15 protein-coding genes are annotated in these 14,967 nt (G+C 42.6%); all 15 read left to right on the top strand.

Annotated elements, in window-relative coordinates; all coding sequences use genetic code 11:
- The 15 genes from IGI72_RS08475 (at position 1) to IGI72_RS08545 (ending at position 14,848) form a co-directional block, all read left to right on the top strand.
- Positions 1-3,429 carry a pyruvate carboxylase gene (locus IGI72_RS08475; protein WP_428214413.1) on the top strand — a complete coding sequence of 1,143 codons (3,429 nt, stop codon included), beginning with the start codon at positions 1-3 and terminating at the stop codon, positions 3,427-3,429.
- A 15-nt stretch (positions 3,430-3,444) separates the two neighbouring features.
- Positions 3,445-4,575, top strand: a complete 1,131-nt coding sequence (locus IGI72_RS08480; RefSeq protein ID WP_015509623.1) for a CAP-associated domain-containing protein — start codon at positions 3,445-3,447, stop codon at positions 4,573-4,575.
- Positions 4,562-4,990 (top strand): YlbF family regulator, encoded by a 429-nt coding sequence (locus tag IGI72_RS08485; protein WP_438753841.1) that lies wholly within the window; start codon positions 4,562-4,564, stop codon positions 4,988-4,990. The genes IGI72_RS08480 and IGI72_RS08485 overlap by 14 nt, the downstream gene beginning before the upstream one ends.
- A complete protein-coding gene (locus IGI72_RS08490; RefSeq protein ID WP_005225986.1) occupies positions 4,977-5,321 on the top strand; it encodes a YlbG family protein in 345 nt (114 codons plus the stop codon). Before IGI72_RS08485 ends, IGI72_RS08490 begins: the two co-directional genes overlap by 14 nt.
- A 100-nt stretch (positions 5,322-5,421) precedes the next feature.
- A complete protein-coding gene (gene rsmD, locus IGI72_RS08495) occupies positions 5,422-5,976 on the top strand; it encodes a 16S rRNA (guanine(966)-N(2))-methyltransferase RsmD (protein ID WP_005225987.1) in 555 nt (184 codons plus the stop codon).
- Position 5,977: 1 nt separating this feature from the next.
- On the top strand, positions 5,978-6,472 hold the full coding sequence (gene coaD / locus IGI72_RS08500; RefSeq protein WP_005231326.1) for a pantetheine-phosphate adenylyltransferase: 495 nt from the start codon (positions 5,978-5,980) through the stop codon (positions 6,470-6,472).
- Positions 6,462-7,514, top strand: a complete 1,053-nt coding sequence (locus IGI72_RS08505) for a SepM family pheromone-processing serine protease (protein WP_428214411.1) — start codon at positions 6,462-6,464, stop codon at positions 7,512-7,514. The genes coaD and IGI72_RS08505 overlap by 11 nt, the downstream gene beginning before the upstream one ends.
- 92 nt (positions 7,515-7,606) lie before the next feature.
- The gene (locus IGI72_RS08510; protein WP_005225990.1) at positions 7,607-8,020 is read left to right on the top strand and encodes a DUF1149 family protein; all 414 of its coding nucleotides are present in this window, start codon (positions 7,607-7,609) and stop codon (positions 8,018-8,020) included.
- A gap of 22 nt (positions 8,021-8,042) precedes the next feature.
- The gene (locus IGI72_RS08515) at positions 8,043-8,414 is read left to right on the top strand and encodes a VOC family protein (protein ID WP_428214410.1); all 372 of its coding nucleotides are present in this window, start codon (positions 8,043-8,045) and stop codon (positions 8,412-8,414) included.
- A gap of 165 nt (positions 8,415-8,579) precedes the next feature.
- On the top strand, positions 8,580-9,314 hold the full coding sequence (locus IGI72_RS08520) for a metallophosphoesterase family protein (RefSeq protein ID WP_438753844.1): 735 nt from the start codon (positions 8,580-8,582) through the stop codon (positions 9,312-9,314).
- 137 nt (positions 9,315-9,451) lie between these two features.
- Complete coding sequence (locus tag IGI72_RS08525; protein ID WP_016609520.1) at positions 9,452-11,638, top strand: Tex family protein; 2,187 nt, start codon at positions 9,452-9,454, stop codon at positions 11,636-11,638.
- Positions 11,635-12,099 (top strand): SprT family protein, encoded by a 465-nt coding sequence (locus tag IGI72_RS08530; RefSeq protein ID WP_428214408.1) that lies wholly within the window; start codon positions 11,635-11,637, stop codon positions 12,097-12,099. The genes IGI72_RS08525 and IGI72_RS08530 overlap by 4 nt, the downstream gene beginning before the upstream one ends.
- A gap of 114 nt (positions 12,100-12,213) precedes the next feature.
- Positions 12,214-13,548, top strand: coding sequence for a UDP-N-acetylmuramate--L-alanine ligase (gene murC, locus IGI72_RS08535; protein WP_005225995.1), 1,335 nt, complete (start codon positions 12,214-12,216; stop codon positions 13,546-13,548).
- A gap of 141 nt (positions 13,549-13,689) precedes the next feature.
- A complete protein-coding gene (locus tag IGI72_RS08540) occupies positions 13,690-14,163 on the top strand; it encodes a MaoC family dehydratase (RefSeq protein ID WP_005225996.1) in 474 nt (157 codons plus the stop codon).
- Positions 14,156-14,848: a Bax inhibitor-1/YccA family protein gene (locus tag IGI72_RS08545; RefSeq protein ID WP_005231333.1), complete on the top strand. Its 693-nt coding sequence runs from the start codon at positions 14,156-14,158 to the stop codon at positions 14,846-14,848. The genes IGI72_RS08540 and IGI72_RS08545 overlap by 8 nt, the downstream gene beginning before the upstream one ends.
- The last annotated feature ends 119 nt before the right edge of the window (positions 14,849-14,967 follow it).

Raw genomic sequence — 14,967 nt, forward strand, 5'->3', positions numbered from 1 at the left:
ATGAAGAAAATTCTTGTTGCCAATCGTGGAGAAATCGCGATCCGTGTCTTCCGCGCATGTGCGGAACTTGGGATCAAAACTGTCGGAATTTATGCTGCGGAGGATGAATACTCCGTCCATCGCTTTAAAGCAGACGAAGCGTATTTAGTGGGGAAAGGCAAACGTCCGATCGATGCGTATTTAGACATTGAAGATATCATTCGCACGGCGAAAAAAGCCGGTGCCGAAGGAATCCATCCTGGATACGGCTTTTTATCAGAAAATCTGGGATTTGCTCAACGCTGTGAAGAAGAAGGTTTGATTTTCATCGGACCATCCACCCATCATTTAGATATTTTTGGCGACAAGATCAAAGCAAAAGCAGCAGCGATCGAGGCCGGAATTCAATCAATTCCTGGCTCTGACGGTCCAGTTGCATCGATCGATGACGTTTTAGCTTTTGCAAACGAACATGATTATCCAATCATGATCAAAGCAGCCCTTGGGGGCGGTGGGCGAGGCATGCGTGTCGCTCATGATGAAAAAGAAGCAAGAGACGGCTACGAACGTGCCAAAAGTGAAGCCAAAGCGGCATTTGGTAGCGATGAAGTCTACGTTGAAAAATACATTAGTAATCCAAAACATATTGAAGTCCAAATTTTAGGAGATACGCACGGAAACGTCGTTCACTTATTTGAACGTGATTGCTCGGTTCAGCGCCGCCACCAAAAAGTAGTCGAGGTGGCACCTTGTGTGTCAATGACTGATGAACAACGGGAAAAAATATGCCAAGCAGCCGTTCAACTAATGAAGCATGTCGGGTATATCAATGCTGGAACCGTGGAATTTTTAGTAGAGGGCGACAAATTCTACTTTATCGAAGTAAACCCACGGGTCCAAGTGGAACATACGATCACTGAAATGATCACTAATTTAGACATCGTGACGACACAAATTTTGATTGCACAAGGCAAAGACTTGCATAAAGAAATCGGAATTCCTGAACAAAAAGACATTCGCTTTGAGGGTGTTGCGATCCAATGTCGCGTGACGACAGAAGATCCAGCGAATAATTTTATGCCAGATACTGGTAAGATCGATACCTACCGCTCTCCGGGTGGGTTTGGGGTTCGTTTAGATGTCGGAAATGCTTATGCTGGTGCAGTGGTAACCCCTTATTTCGACTCGCTACTAGTAAAAGTCTGTACGCATGCTGCTTCGTTCGACCAAGCAATTCAAAAAATGATGCGCTGTCTGAAAGAATTCCGAGTACGTGGTGTAAAAACAAACATTCTCTTTATGCGTAATGTTGTTTCTCATCCAGCCTTTCGTTCAGGGGAAGCCAAAACCACCTTTATCGACAATACGCCGGAATTATTCAATTTCCCTCGGATTCGTGACCGTGGAAACAAAACCATGAAGTATATCGGTGAAATCACGATCAATGGATTCCCGGGAATCGAAAAACAAAAGAAACCTTTCTACAATGAACCACGGATGCCACAACACATCCAAGCAACGCCTGATTTTGTCAGCGCCAAAAATATTTTAGATACGAAAGGTGCCGAGGGTGTCGTTGAATGGATCGGTCAACAAAAGAATGTCTTACTGACGGATACAACCTTCCGAGATGCCCATCAAAGTTTGTTGGCAACTCGTGTAAGAACCCATGACTTTAAGAAAATTGCCGCGATGACGGAAGCTGGCCTATCACAATTGTTCTCAAGTGAAATGTGGGGTGGGGCAACCTTTGACGTTGCGTACCGTTTCTTAACAGAAGATCCATGGGAAAGATTGCGGATGTTCAGGAAAAAAATGCCGAATACACTCTTACAAATGTTGTTTAGAGGCTCCAACGCTGTCGGGTATTCCAATTATCCAGACAATGTTTTGGAAGAATTCATCAAAGAATCTGCGGCACAAGGAATCGATGTATTCCGAATCTTTGATAGTTTGAACTGGGTCCCACAAATGGAGAAAAGTATCCAAGCTGTTCGTGATACGGGGAAAATTGCAGAAGCGACGATTTGTTATACAGGGGATATCAATGATCCATCCCGCCAAAAATATTCGGTACAATATTACAAAGATATGGCAAAAGAATTGCAAAATCTTGGTGCCCATATTATTGCGATCAAGGATATGGCTGGATTATTAAAACCGCAAGCGGCTTATCGTTTGATCAGTGAGTTAAAAGATACGATCGATGTACCGATCCATCTGCACACGCATGATACCAGCGGGAATGGGATTATCACTTACTCAGCAGCTACCAAAGCTGGCGTTGATATCGTGGATGTCGCTATGTCAGCTATCAGTGGCGCAACGAGTCAGCCAAGTATGAGTAGTTTGTATTATGCTCTTTTAAACGGCGAGCGTTGCCCAGAGATCAATGTGGATAATATCCAACAATTGAATCACTATTGGGAAGATGTCCGCATGTACTATCATTCCTTTGAAAATGGCTTGAACGCCCCTCAAACGGAAGTGTACAAGCATGAGATGCCAGGAGGACAATATACCAATCTCCAGCAACAAGCCAAAGCCGTTGGTTTAGGCGAAAAATGGGATGAAATCAAAGAAATGTATCATGAAGTCAATATGATGTTTGGAGACATCGTGAAAGTGACACCTTCTTCGAAAGTCGTGGGCGATATGGCGCTCTTCATGGTACAAAATGGCTTGTCAGAAAAAGATATTTTTGAAAAAGGCGATACATTGAGTTTCCCAGAATCAGTGATCACCTTCTTCCAAGGCGAGTTAGGTCAGCCAGTCGGTGGTTTCCCGAAAGAATTGCAACGCATTATCTTAAAAGGACGCCCAGCCTTTACGGAACGTCCAGGAGCCTTTGCCAAACCAGTTGATTTTGCTGAAGTGAAACAAGAACTAGCTGAAAAAATCGGCTATGAACCAAAACACGAAGAAGTCTTGAGCTACTTGATGTATCCGCAAGTCTTCCTTGATTATCGAAAAGCGTATGAGCAGTTTGCCGATGTAAAAGTCCTTGATACACCAACCTTCTTTAATGGTATGCGTTTAGGCGAAACGATCAATGTCGAATTAGAAAAAGGCAAAATTTTGATCATTCGTCTCGATGAAATCGGTGAACCAGATATCGAAGGCAATCGGACCCTCTTCTTTAACTTGAACGGTCAACGACGAGAAATCGTTGTGAAAGATAGTTCGATCATCAGTTCTGTTCAAACAAAACGCAAAGCAGAGCCAACGAACAAAGAACAAATCGGTGCCTCCATGAGTGGTTCAGTTTTAGAAGTATTAGTCAAAAAAGGTGACCGAGTAGCACGTGGACAGACGCTGATGGTCACTGAAGCGATGAAGATGGAAACTTCCGTCGAAGCTCGCTTTTCTGGTGTAGTTGAGCATGTTTACGTAACCGATGGGGAACCAATCCAGTCAGGAGACCTTCTGATTGAAGTCAAAGAAAAATAAGGAGTCGATCAGCAGATGAAGCGAAGGGGATTATTATTTTGCGGCTTATTTGTCCTAGCCCTGATAATCGTGTATTTGCAGCCAGTATTCATGCAAAACGCTTCAGATTCAAGAATGACGATCGAGAACCCAATCAAAGCACCAACGACCATGAATTATGAACCAATCGCAGCCCAAGGATTAGCTGAATTGATTGGGGAGCCTGTTTCTGATTTTGAAGAAATCTACGGGCTTCCAGTTCAAACGTATCGCTCGGGCTACGAGTTTGAAATTCGGGTCTACAATCAATTAGACGATCAGCAATATGTTGAGATCAATACTGATGGTGAGAGTGTGCAGGCAATCAAAGTGATCGGCGCCGGGGGATCTTCCCTAGCGCCCTTTGCAATGGGCATGACCTTGACTGACTTGACTGAGCTGACCATGATTTATCCAAATTTTACCTTGACACAAAATGATCGCACCATCAGTTTTGAATTGATGGAAGAAGATATGAACTACCGACCCTTAGTAGCGTTTGATAATGGGACATTTGCTGTTTTATTCTTTGATCAAGAGACGGCTCAACTGCAGGCGATCACTTATTTGGATCAGACGACCCTGCTTAAGTTAGCGCCCTATCCCTTGACAGAAGGAGAACGACCGCTGTTTCAAGTTTCGCAAACGATTGACCAAGCACAAGCTGATCTTGAAAAAGAGACGTTAGCCTTTGTCATTATTGATAAGCTTCGTAATCAAATCGGTTTGGAAAGCTTTGTACAAGATACCCAGACGCATCAAGATGCTGTCGGACTTTTAGCGGATTTGACGAATAATCTATCGGATCATTTGACCTCTCAACGCATCCATTCCTATCAACGTGCTCTTTCTTCGGAAAAAACGAGTAATTTTGTTTTGACGAACGATGAGTGGCAGGAGTTATTAGCAGCGAAGGAGTTAGAGGCTTCTGCTTCGATTTTTGAAGCGCCTGTCTATGATCCAACCTTTACTATTTTATCTTGGTTCAGTAACCCAAGATTTACTGAACGTTTGACCCATGAACAATCAGAAAAGATAGGAATTGCTTTTTCTGAAGCAAATATGGTAGTCTTAGTGCAAGAAGATGTAGAAGGGACCGAGGATAGTACATCAGATGATTTACGATGAATCCTTTTTTGAGATTGAAGATCAAATCGATTCACTTGTAACGGCAATCAAAGCGAGTGAAACGTGTAGAAACTATCAAATAGCGAAACAAACCATGCATCAAGATCCTGTTGCTCAGGAATTGATGCGAACGTTTTTAGAAAAAAAGCTGGATTTTGAAAGAATTGAAGCGTACGGCGCATATGCCCCTGATTTCAAAGAGAAAAAGCGTGCGATGCGCACAGCTAAGCGACAGCTGGATCTCAATGAGCAAGTGAGCGAGTACCGCTGGAGTGAAACGCAGCTGCAGCGTTTGCTGGATGAACTGACCGTAGCGATTTCTACGTGTTTTTCACCAACTGTCAAAGTGGATGCTGGAAGTCCTTTTTTTCAATCAAAATCAAGTTGTGGAGGAAATTGTCATGCACGAGGATAAAACGCCTTTTACGATGCAGAAGCGTCGAGGATTGATCGTATGGGTCTACAGCCTACGTCAACTAAAAAATTTGCGTCGTTTTGGCTTCGTTCATTATGTGTCACGCAAAATGAAATACGTGGTCATGTATTTGAACGAAGAAGAATACGAAAGCAAAAAAACAAAAATCGAGCAGTTTCACTTTGTTCGACAAGTTGAAGCTTCCTATCGACCAGATGTCGAAATGGATTTTGCTGAAAAAATTGGTACATCAGCAGCCTATCCAGTGAAAGATGAAGGGTTTGATATCGAAGAAAAAAATACGATGATTCGATTGGCAGAAAACGTGTAATAGAAAAGTGGGGGTGCCTTGAGTCACCGCCATTTTTTTATTGCTATTTATAGAAACAGTGCTATATTTGTATTTACGAAGATCTTGGAGGGAAAAACGCATGCGTGTAGTAGCCGGAGAATATGGTGGCCGCAGATTAAAAAGTCTTGCTGGAGATAACACTCGCCCCACCACAGACAAAGTAAAAGGGGCGATCTTTAACATGTTAGGGCAATATTTAGATGGAGGAGTTGTACTGGATCTGTTTAGTGGGAGCGGGGGCTTAGCGATCGAAGCGGTCTCTCGTGGTGCGGAGCATGCCGTTTGTGTCGACCGTAGTTTTCCAGCTATCAAAGTGATCCGTGAAAATATTGCAATAACCAAAGAACCAGAAAAGTTCACGGTACTAAAAATGGATGCCAATCAAGCCTTACGCCAGTTTGCAGCTGAGGGACAAAGCTTTGACTATCTATTTTTAGATCCACCTTACGCAAAGCAAGAGATCCTGCAACAGCTAGAAGCTATGCTGAAGGATGAATTGATTCGTCCGTTTGCTTATGTGGTTTGCGAAACAGATAAGTCCATCGTCTTGCCAGAAAAGATTGGTTCTTTGCATTTGATGCGCGCCCAAACCTATGGCATATCTGCGGTGACGATCTATAGAAATGAGGGATAACATGAAAAAGATTGCTTTATTTCCAGGAAGTTTTGATCCGCTGACGTCAGGTCATGTGGATCTGATTGAGCGAGGCGCAACGCTTTTTGATGAACTGATCGTGGGTGTTTTTACAAATACCAATAAAAAAAGTTTTTTTACAAGTGAAGAAAAAGTTCATCTAATTGAAGAAGCCCTCGCTCATATTCCAAACGTCAAGATTCTGGCGCAAGAAACGGAGCTGACGGTCACGATCGCGAAAAAACTAGGCGCACAGTTTCTGCTTAGAGGCATTCGCAGTGTGAAAGATTATGAGTATGAGCGGGACATCATGGAAATGAATCATCACTTAGAACCTTCCCTGGAGACCGTCTTTCTTTTAGCAGATGCAAAGCATAGTTTCATCAGCTCCAGTTTGTTGAAAGAAATCTTAACCTTTAACGGCGATGTTGCGGAATATTTACCACAAAATATCTACGATGCTATAGTAAAGAAGCGTGATACCAATGAATCTTAAATCAACGATCAAATATGTTCTCTTGTTTGTTTTAGCACTGATCATCGCAGCCTGTGCCTTTTTGCCGATTCCTTATTATATCGAGCAACCTGGTGCAACGATCGATTTAAAAGAATTGATTACCGTCAATCAAAAAGAAGACACCTCAGCTGGCTCCTTTTCTTTAACCAGTGTCGGGATTCGACAGGCTACCGTGTTTACGGCGATTGGAACAAAATTCAATGAATTTCAAGACTTGATCAGTGAGGAAGAACTTTTAGGCGGTGCGACAGATGAGGAGTACAATCGCATCCAGCGCTATTATATGGAATCCTCGCAAAATAGTGCGATTGAGCAAGCATTAAAGCTGGCAGACTTGCCTTATGAAATGACCTATAAAGGGGTCTATGTCATGGGGATCGATCCAAATTCCAGTTTTGCGGGGAAAATATCCGTTGGAGATACCGTCACCGCTGTCAATGGCAAAGAATTTAAAAGTAGCCAAGACTTTATCGACTATGTACAAAGTCAAACCATTGGTGATGAGATCACCGTAACTTACTTGCAAGATGGTGAAGAAAAAGAAGCAACAGGCAAATTAATTGAACTGGAAAGCAATCAAAAAGCAGGTATCGGTATCTCACTCGTCGATCATACAGAGATCACTTCTGATGAAGAGATCGTGATCGATTCTGGCAATATCGGTGGGCCTTCAGCTGGGTTGATGTTCACCCTTGAAATCTATGAACAGCTAACTGGAGATAACTTGCGTAAAGGCCATAATATTGCTGGAACCGGAACGATCTCAGCTGATGGGACGGTTGGTCGAATCGGTGGGATTGACAAAAAAGTAGCGAGTGCCAGCGAAAGTGGAGCAGAAATCTTTTTTGCTCCGGACGATGAAATCACTGACGAAGAGCGTGAAATAGATCCTTCCATTAAAACGAATTACGAAGAGGCAGTGGCAGCAGCGAAGAAGTTAGACACAGACATGAAAATCGTTCCGATCACCAATGTTCAAGATGCATTGGACTACCTAGCAACACTAAAAGAAGCAAATTAAAACGGCACTTGCCGTTTTTTTTATTGTCTAAAGAATACAGTAGGCTCAAAGAAAAGGTTATGCTATACTTTTAGGTAAGGAGTGTGAATCTAGTGGAATTAAAAAGACAACAACCGATCGTTGAAGCATATCATTTTGATATGAAACCGAAAGACAAAGAAATGGAAACAAAATTGAATGTCGGCTTTGCGCCGTTAAAAGTCAAAGATGAAGAATATATGGAAAAAAACAGTATTATTGGTGCCCGCTTAGAATTCCAATTGGTGTTCCCTGATTACGTTTTGTCAGGACGTGTCGGACAAGTCAATCATATTTTGAATCGCAAAGTCAATTCTGGAGAGGATTTGACGAAAGCCGAAACTGATCGCTTGGTTGAGCCCTTGTTTGATATCGTCAAACGCTTGACTTATGAAGTGACAGAGATCGTGACCGACAAACCAGGTTTACAATTGAACTTTAATACCAATTCGAACGCTGCGCAAGAAGCGAAGGAAGCAGACGAATAACGAGAAATAGGAGGGATGCCCATTGTTTTCCAATCAAATGCAAGTGATGCTATACGTCGACGATGTGACCAAAGCAGTTGAGTTTTGGCAAGAAGTAGGGTTTGTGATCATTGAACAACAAACCGTTGATGGAACATCCGTCGTTGAAATCGCGCCATCAAAAGAGGCGGAGGCACATTTTGTCTTATATGACCGTGAGTTTATCGAAACACATTCACCTGAAGTCGCTTTGAATTCCCCATCGATCATGTTTTTTGCAGAAGATATTACGATACTTTATAAGAAGCTTTTAGAGATGGAAGCAGAAGTGGGTGAATTGATTCAGATGGAAGAACAACTGGTTTTCAATTTTGCCGATCCGGATGGCAATTATTTTGCTGTATCAGGAAAATAGCTTTTGTCGATCGTAACCAATCATTCGTCCTTTTGAACCCGACTTTATGTTGTCGTACTGTTCAGGACAAATGGTTGGTTTTTTCGTTTTATTGCAAGACATTTTACAGGCAAAGGTCTAAAATTGATAACAAGAGAATCAATTGCCTTTAAGGAGGAAATGACTATGCAAAACTATCTATATGCAATCAGTGATATTCATGGAATGGCCGATCTGTTTAAAAAACTTCTTACCGATTATGACCCTAAGCTCCATCAGCTGCTTTTGATTGGTGACTTAAATGATCGGGGGCCGAAGTCAAAAGAGTGTTTTTTTCTGGGAAAAAAGTTAGTCGAAGAATACCAAGCGATTTATTTACGCGGCAATCACGAGGAGTATTTTCTGCAATTTCTAAATGCCCCTGAGGATTGGTTTGCCGCTTACGTACGCAACGGCGGCAAAGAAACGATTGAAAGTCTTTTGCATACAGGCGCTACTGAGGAGTATTCGCCGACGGAAATCGCCTTAATGATCCGCAGTAGCTATCGAGACTTAATAGAGTTTTTGATGGAGCGACCGCTTTATTACGAATGGGGAAAGTATCTCTTTGTTCATGCGGGCGTGGATTTAAGTAAAAAAGATTGGCGTAAGACCGCAGACCATGATTTTATCTGGATTCGCGAGCCGTTTCATAAAGGAAAAAACCGTACAGGAAAAACGATCGTTTTTGGCCATACCATCACGCCCATGCTGCATGGAGATATGCAGACGACGGATCTATGGCAACAAGACGACAAAATCGGCATCGATGGCGGGGCAGTATTTGGTGGATCGGTGCATGGCGTGATTTTTGATGATAAAGGGATCGTTCAGGACATCGAATACCAAAATTTAGCAGTTCCTTGGCAACCAGACTTTTAAAAGTCTTTTTGATAAAAGACAAAAGCAGCCATAACAAGAGTCGCGAAAGCAACATTGTTTTCGTGCAATCTTGTTCGCTCAATGGCTGTCTTTTTTATGTTAAAATAGCAAAAGCAACAAAGGAAAGGTGAGAACAAATGGCAGAAATGAATCAAGAGGTACTTGATTTAGTAAAACAAGAATTAACCGCTTTTACCCAAAAACAAATCAGTACGGTGTTGCAGTTATTGCAAGAAGGAAATACCGTCCCCTTTATTGCCCGCTACCGTAAAGAAATGACGAATGGACTTGACGAAGTTCAGATTCGAGAAATTGAAGAGCGATACCAGTACTTAGAAAACTTAGAGAAACGCAAGCAAGAGGTTTTGCGTTTGATAGAAGAACAAGAAAAGCTAACGCCTGAACTATCACAGGCGATTTTAGCTGCGACAAAAATGCAGGCCGTCGAAGACCTGTATCGTCCTTATAAACAAAAACGACGCACCAAAGCGACGATCGCCAAAGAGAACGGCTTGGAACCATTTGCTCAATGGCTGTTAAGCTTCCCAAAAGCAGGTGACGTTCAAGAAAAAGCGGCCGAATTTATCAGTGATGCTGTTCCTACTGTAGAAGATGCCTTAGCAGGCGCGCACGAGATCATTGCAGAAGGCGTTGGTGATACTGCAGAGTTTCGTAGTTGGATCCGCAGCTATTACACAAACAAAGGACTGTATCAAAGCACAGTCAAAAATGCTGAAAAAGATGAAAAAGGCGTTTATGAAATGTATTACGATTTCCAGCATCCTATCAATAAGATGGTATCCCACCGAATTTTAGCCACTAATCGTGGGGAACAAGAAGACATCTTGAAGGTCGCCCTTGTGGCAGATGAAGAAAAAATCATGGATTACCTACGTCGCAAATTGATCACGAATAGGGATTCACCCGCAGCCGGTTTTGTTGAAGCTGCAGCTGCTGATGCGCTGAAACGGTTTATTTCACCAGCCATCGAACGAGAGATCCGCAATGAATTGACAGAAAAAGCTGACGAACAAGCAATTGCGATTTTTGGAGAAAATCTTCGCAATCTGTTGCTGCAGCCGCCATTGAAGGGCAAAGTCGTTTTAGGTTTTGATCCAGCGTATCGTACAGGCTGTAAACTAGCTGTCATTGATGAGACTGGAAAAGTACTAGCGATCGAAGTGATCTATCCTCATAAACCAGCGCCTATGAATAAGCGAGAAGCTGCCGGACCAGCGTTTCGTCGCTTATTACAAACCTATAAAGTCGAGATGGTCGCAATCGGTAATGGGACTGCGAGTCGGGAATCAGAGCAATTCGTCGCTGAACAATTAAAATTGATCGATCAAGAAGTATATTATGTGATCGTGAATGAGGCAGGCGCTTCTGTTTATTCTGCCAGTCCGATCGCTCGTCAAGAATTCCCTGATCTGCAAGTGGAAGAACGCAGCGCCATCAGTATTGGTCGCCGTCTGCAAGATCCCTTGGCAGAATTAGTCAAAATTGATCCACAATCCGTGGGCGTCGGACAATACCAGCATGACGTTTCGCAAAAACGCCTCGCTGAACAATTGGATTTTGTTGTTGAGACTGTTGTCAACCAAGTTGGCGTTGACGTCAATACCGCAAGTGCGGCACTCTTGCAGCATGTAGCTGGTTTAAATAAAACCACTGCTCAAAATATCGTGACTTATCGAGAAGAAAATGGTGTATTTACGCAGCGGAATCAACTGAAAAAAGTCCCTCGCTTAGGACCAAAAGCTTATGAACAGGCGATCGGCTTTATGCGGATACCTGGCGGAAAAGTCATTTTGGACAATACCGGGATCCATCCAGAAAGTTATGACACTGCCAAAGAAATTTTGGCGATCGCAGGTATTTCTTTAGCGGAGCTAGGGAAAGAGCAAATGGAAGAAAATAAAGCGAAACTTGCCCAACTACGCCCAGCGGAGCTTTCCGCAAAATTGTCAGTCGGCAAAGAAACCATCACGGATATCCTAAAGGCGTTAATGCAGCCTGGACGCGATATGCGTGATGAAATGCCAGCCCCATTATTGCGCAAAGATGTGCTGAGTATGGAGGACCTAAAACCGGGAATGGAACTGAAGGGAACGGTTCGAAATGTGATCGACTTTGGTGCTTTCGTCGATATCGGTGTCAAACAAGATGGACTGGTGCATTTGTCGAAGCTGAGCCGTTCGTTTGTAAAGCATCCGAAAGACGTTGTTTCCGTCGGTGATGTCGTAACCGTTTGGATCGAGCAAGTAGATGTCAAAAAAGGCCGTATCAGTTTAACGATGGTCGATCCGGGAAATGCAAAATGACCCAACAAGAACTGCATCATTTGGTGGAAGAGCTGTCGCTGTCTGTTTTCAACAAACCATTCACGCATCGAGCGGTGTTTAATTCTCGCTTAAAAACAACCGGTGGCCGCTACCATCTAAGTGATCACCACTTGGATTTCAATCCAACCATGCTCACAGAACACGGGATGGAGGTTTTTATCGGCATTATCAAGCATGAATTGTGTCATTATCATTTGCACTTAGCAGGTCTTGGTCACCGTCACCAAGATCCTGCCTTTAAAGCATTGCTGGCAAGAACGGGAGGCTTGCGTTATGCACCTCCTGCCAAAAGGACAGCCAAACATCGCTATCGATGCCAAAATTGCGGCTGCGAGATTCGGCGGCAGCGACGTGTGGATATCAAAAAATATGTTTGTGGAAAATGTCGTGGACGTTTGCTAGAAATAGGAAATGATGAGAAAAGTCAAGTCGAAAAATAAAACTCGTTGCTATTTTTTTCATTTTGTATGATAATGTAGGTCGTGTGACAACCTGATATTTGTCAATACACGCGTTTTTTTACGACGCGGATTTGAGAAAAGAGGATTATAATAATGGAAAATCAAAACAAAATACATCATTTTGTTGGAATCAAAGGTTCCGGTATGAGTTCATTGGCTTTGATTCTGCACGAAAAAGGCTACCAAGTACAAGGCTCTGATGTGGAAGAATATTTCTTCACTCAACGTGATCTAGAAAAAGCAGCGATCAAATTGTTGCCTTTCGATAAAGCAAACATTCAACCAGAAATGGTCATTATCCAAGGGAATGCTTTCCCTGACACCCACGAAGAAATCGTACGGGCAAAAGAACTTGGTTTAGAAGTTACTCGTTATCATGACTTTATTGGCCAATTCATTCAGCCCTATACGAGTATTGCGGTGACCGGTTCTCACGGGAAAACCAGTACGACAGGATTGCTTTCTCATGTCTTAAGCGGCATCCGTCCAACAAGTTTCTTGATTGGCGATGGGACTGGTCATGGGGAACCTGATGCGGAATTCTTTTCATTTGAAGCCTGTGAATACCGTCGTCATTTCTTAGCGTATTCACCGGATTATGCAATCATGACCAACATCGATTTTGATCACCCAGACTACTTCCACTCGATCGAGGATGTCTTCTCAGCCTTTCAATCGATGGCAAGTCAAGTGAAAAAAGGCATCTTTGCTTTTGGTGATGATGAATACTTGCGTAAACTTGAAGCCGATGTCCCAATCTACTATTACGGCGTCAACGATAACGACGATGTCCAAGCAAAAAATATTGAACGCACCACCCAAGGTTCAGAGTTCGACGTCTTTATCCATGGTGAAAATATTGGCCATTTTGTCTTGCCAGCGTTTGGTCAGCACAACATCAACAACGCATTAAGTGTGATCGCTGTGGCTTACAAAGAAGGATTGGATATGAAAGAAGTTGCCGCTGAGATGATTTCATTTCCTGGAGTGAAACGCCGCTTTAGCGAAAAAATCGTGGCGGATATGACGATCGTGGACGACTACGCCCACCATCCTGCAGAAATCAAAGCAACGATCGATGGCGCTCGTCAAAAATATCCAGAGAAAGAAATTATTGCTGTCTTCCAGCCACATACCTTTACCCGCACGATCGCTTTGATGGATGAATTTGCGGAAGCATTGGATCTTGCAGACCATGTCTATCTATGTGACATTTTTGGATCTGCTCGTGAATCACGAGGAGATGTTAAAATTGAAGATCTAGGCAAGAAAATCCAAAAAGGCGGAACTGTGATCAAAGAAGAGAACGTATCTCCGCTATTGGATCATCAAAATGCTGTCGTGATTTTCATGGGAGCAGGCGATGTGCAAAAATTTGAAACAGCCTATGAAAAACTATTAAGCAATACAACTCGTAACGTATTGTAATCAAAGACTCTTGTGGCGTGTTTGCTGCAAGAGTTTTTTACATCTGAAGTTTTTGCAAAAGCAGCACCGCGAACTTGCACTTTTGTCGGCATCTGATAGAATATACTCAGATGAAACTATTCTTTTTGGAGGAATTAAATTTTGAATATAGGGAAACCGCGAAAAATAGGAAAAAGTATTGAAGATATCGAGGAAGGCGATTCGTTATCCTTAACAGAATCGATCGAAGACAATCAACTGTTGTTATATTTAGGGCTGACTAATGATGCCAATCCTTTGTATATACAACATGACTACACGCAAAAAACTGAGTACCAGCGTCCCATCGTACCATCCATTATGTTGATGGGGATCATCACCAGTGCCGTATCGAAACATTTGCCTGGTCCTGGCTCTCATGTAGTCAATTTTTCGGTAAACTTTATTGAACCTGTATATCATTATGAAACGTTGACCTTTGAATTCGAAGTGATCAAAGTGGATAAAATGAAAGACGTGGTAACTATTTCGGTTGAAGCGATCAACACAGAAGATCATCGTATTTTAGATGCTGTGGTCATGGTCCAGCCACCAAAAGCAGTAGCAGAAAATGAGGAGGAACAACAAGATGAATAATTTAAATAATGAAACTGTCCAAGCCCAAGGCTTAAATCGCTTTTATTCAAAAGTGTATTTATTCTTCGGCGTTGGGCTTGCGATCAGTGCGATCTCAGCCTATATATTTGGGGAAGTCTTTCAAGCGCAAACCCTACAATTTATCAGCAACTTTCCGCTAGGATTTACTGGTCTTTGGATCTTACAGATCATTCTAGTTATTGTATTAGGGGTGAAGGCGCAGAAAAATCCGTCCTTGACCGTTGCTGGCTTTTTAGTCTATTCGCTCTTGAATGGATTGACCTTGTCTGTGACACTGATGATCTATGACTTTGGATCGATCGTGGGAGCATTTGTTTCAGCAGCTGTCACTTTTGGTGTCATGTCAGCATTTGGGATCATGACTAAACGTGATCTAAGTGTGGTTGGTCGTATCGGCTATGGTCTGTTGCTCGGGATCATCATCTCGACGCTCTTGAATGTATTTATTTTACGCAGTCAACCGGTTGACTTTTTCTTATCGATCGTGACCGTCTTTGTCTTTATGGGGATCACCGCCTATGACAATCAGCAAATCCGCAATGTATACTTCGCAACGAATGGTGGCGCAAATACAGGAGTGGCCGTTTTCATGGCATTACAACTGTATTTGGACTTTATCAACTTATTCCTTGCGTTATTGCGAATCTTTGGAAAAAACAACTAAAAAAAGTGCGAGGAAACTCGCCTTTTTTTTTGTATAAAATGAGAGAGAAAACAAAGCAATTCATCGCTTTTGTGCCCGTTCTTTGATAGAATAAAGAGGAACTTTTTGAGAAAAGGAGT

It is taken from the genome of Enterococcus sp. DIV1059_2 (assembly GCF_051713685.1).
GTDB lineage: Bacteria > Bacillota > Bacilli > Lactobacillales > Enterococcaceae > Enterococcus_D > Enterococcus_D casseliflavus.

Bases quoted from the DNA above. Each gene is read 5' to 3' on its own strand.
- murC (WP_005225995.1), top strand. From the start codon at position 12,214: ATGGAAAATCAAAACAAAATACATCATTTTGTTGGAATCAAAGGTTCC.
- rsmD (WP_005225987.1), top strand. From the start codon at position 5,422: ATGCGTGTAGTAGCCGGAGAATATGGTGGCCGCAGATTAAAAAGTCTT.
- IGI72_RS08530 (WP_428214408.1), top strand. From the start codon at position 11,635: ATGACCCAACAAGAACTGCATCATTTGGTGGAAGAGCTGTCGCTGTCT.
- IGI72_RS08475 (WP_428214413.1), top strand. From the start codon at position 1: ATGAAGAAAATTCTTGTTGCCAATCGTGGAGAAATCGCGATCCGTGTC.
- IGI72_RS08525 (WP_016609520.1), top strand. From the start codon at position 9,452: ATGGCAGAAATGAATCAAGAGGTACTTGATTTAGTAAAACAAGAATTA.
- IGI72_RS08520 (WP_438753844.1), top strand. From the start codon at position 8,580: ATGCAAAACTATCTATATGCAATCAGTGATATTCATGGAATGGCCGAT.
- coaD (WP_005231326.1), top strand. From the start codon at position 5,978: ATGAAAAAGATTGCTTTATTTCCAGGAAGTTTTGATCCGCTGACGTCA.
- IGI72_RS08505 (WP_428214411.1), top strand. From the start codon at position 6,462: ATGAATCTTAAATCAACGATCAAATATGTTCTCTTGTTTGTTTTAGCA.
- IGI72_RS08545 (WP_005231333.1), top strand. From the start codon at position 14,156: ATGAATAATTTAAATAATGAAACTGTCCAAGCCCAAGGCTTAAATCGC.
- IGI72_RS08490 (WP_005225986.1), top strand. From the start codon at position 4,977: ATGCACGAGGATAAAACGCCTTTTACGATGCAGAAGCGTCGAGGATTG.
- IGI72_RS08485 (WP_438753841.1), top strand. From the start codon at position 4,562: ATGATTTACGATGAATCCTTTTTTGAGATTGAAGATCAAATCGATTCA.
- IGI72_RS08480 (WP_015509623.1), top strand. From the start codon at position 3,445: ATGAAGCGAAGGGGATTATTATTTTGCGGCTTATTTGTCCTAGCCCTG.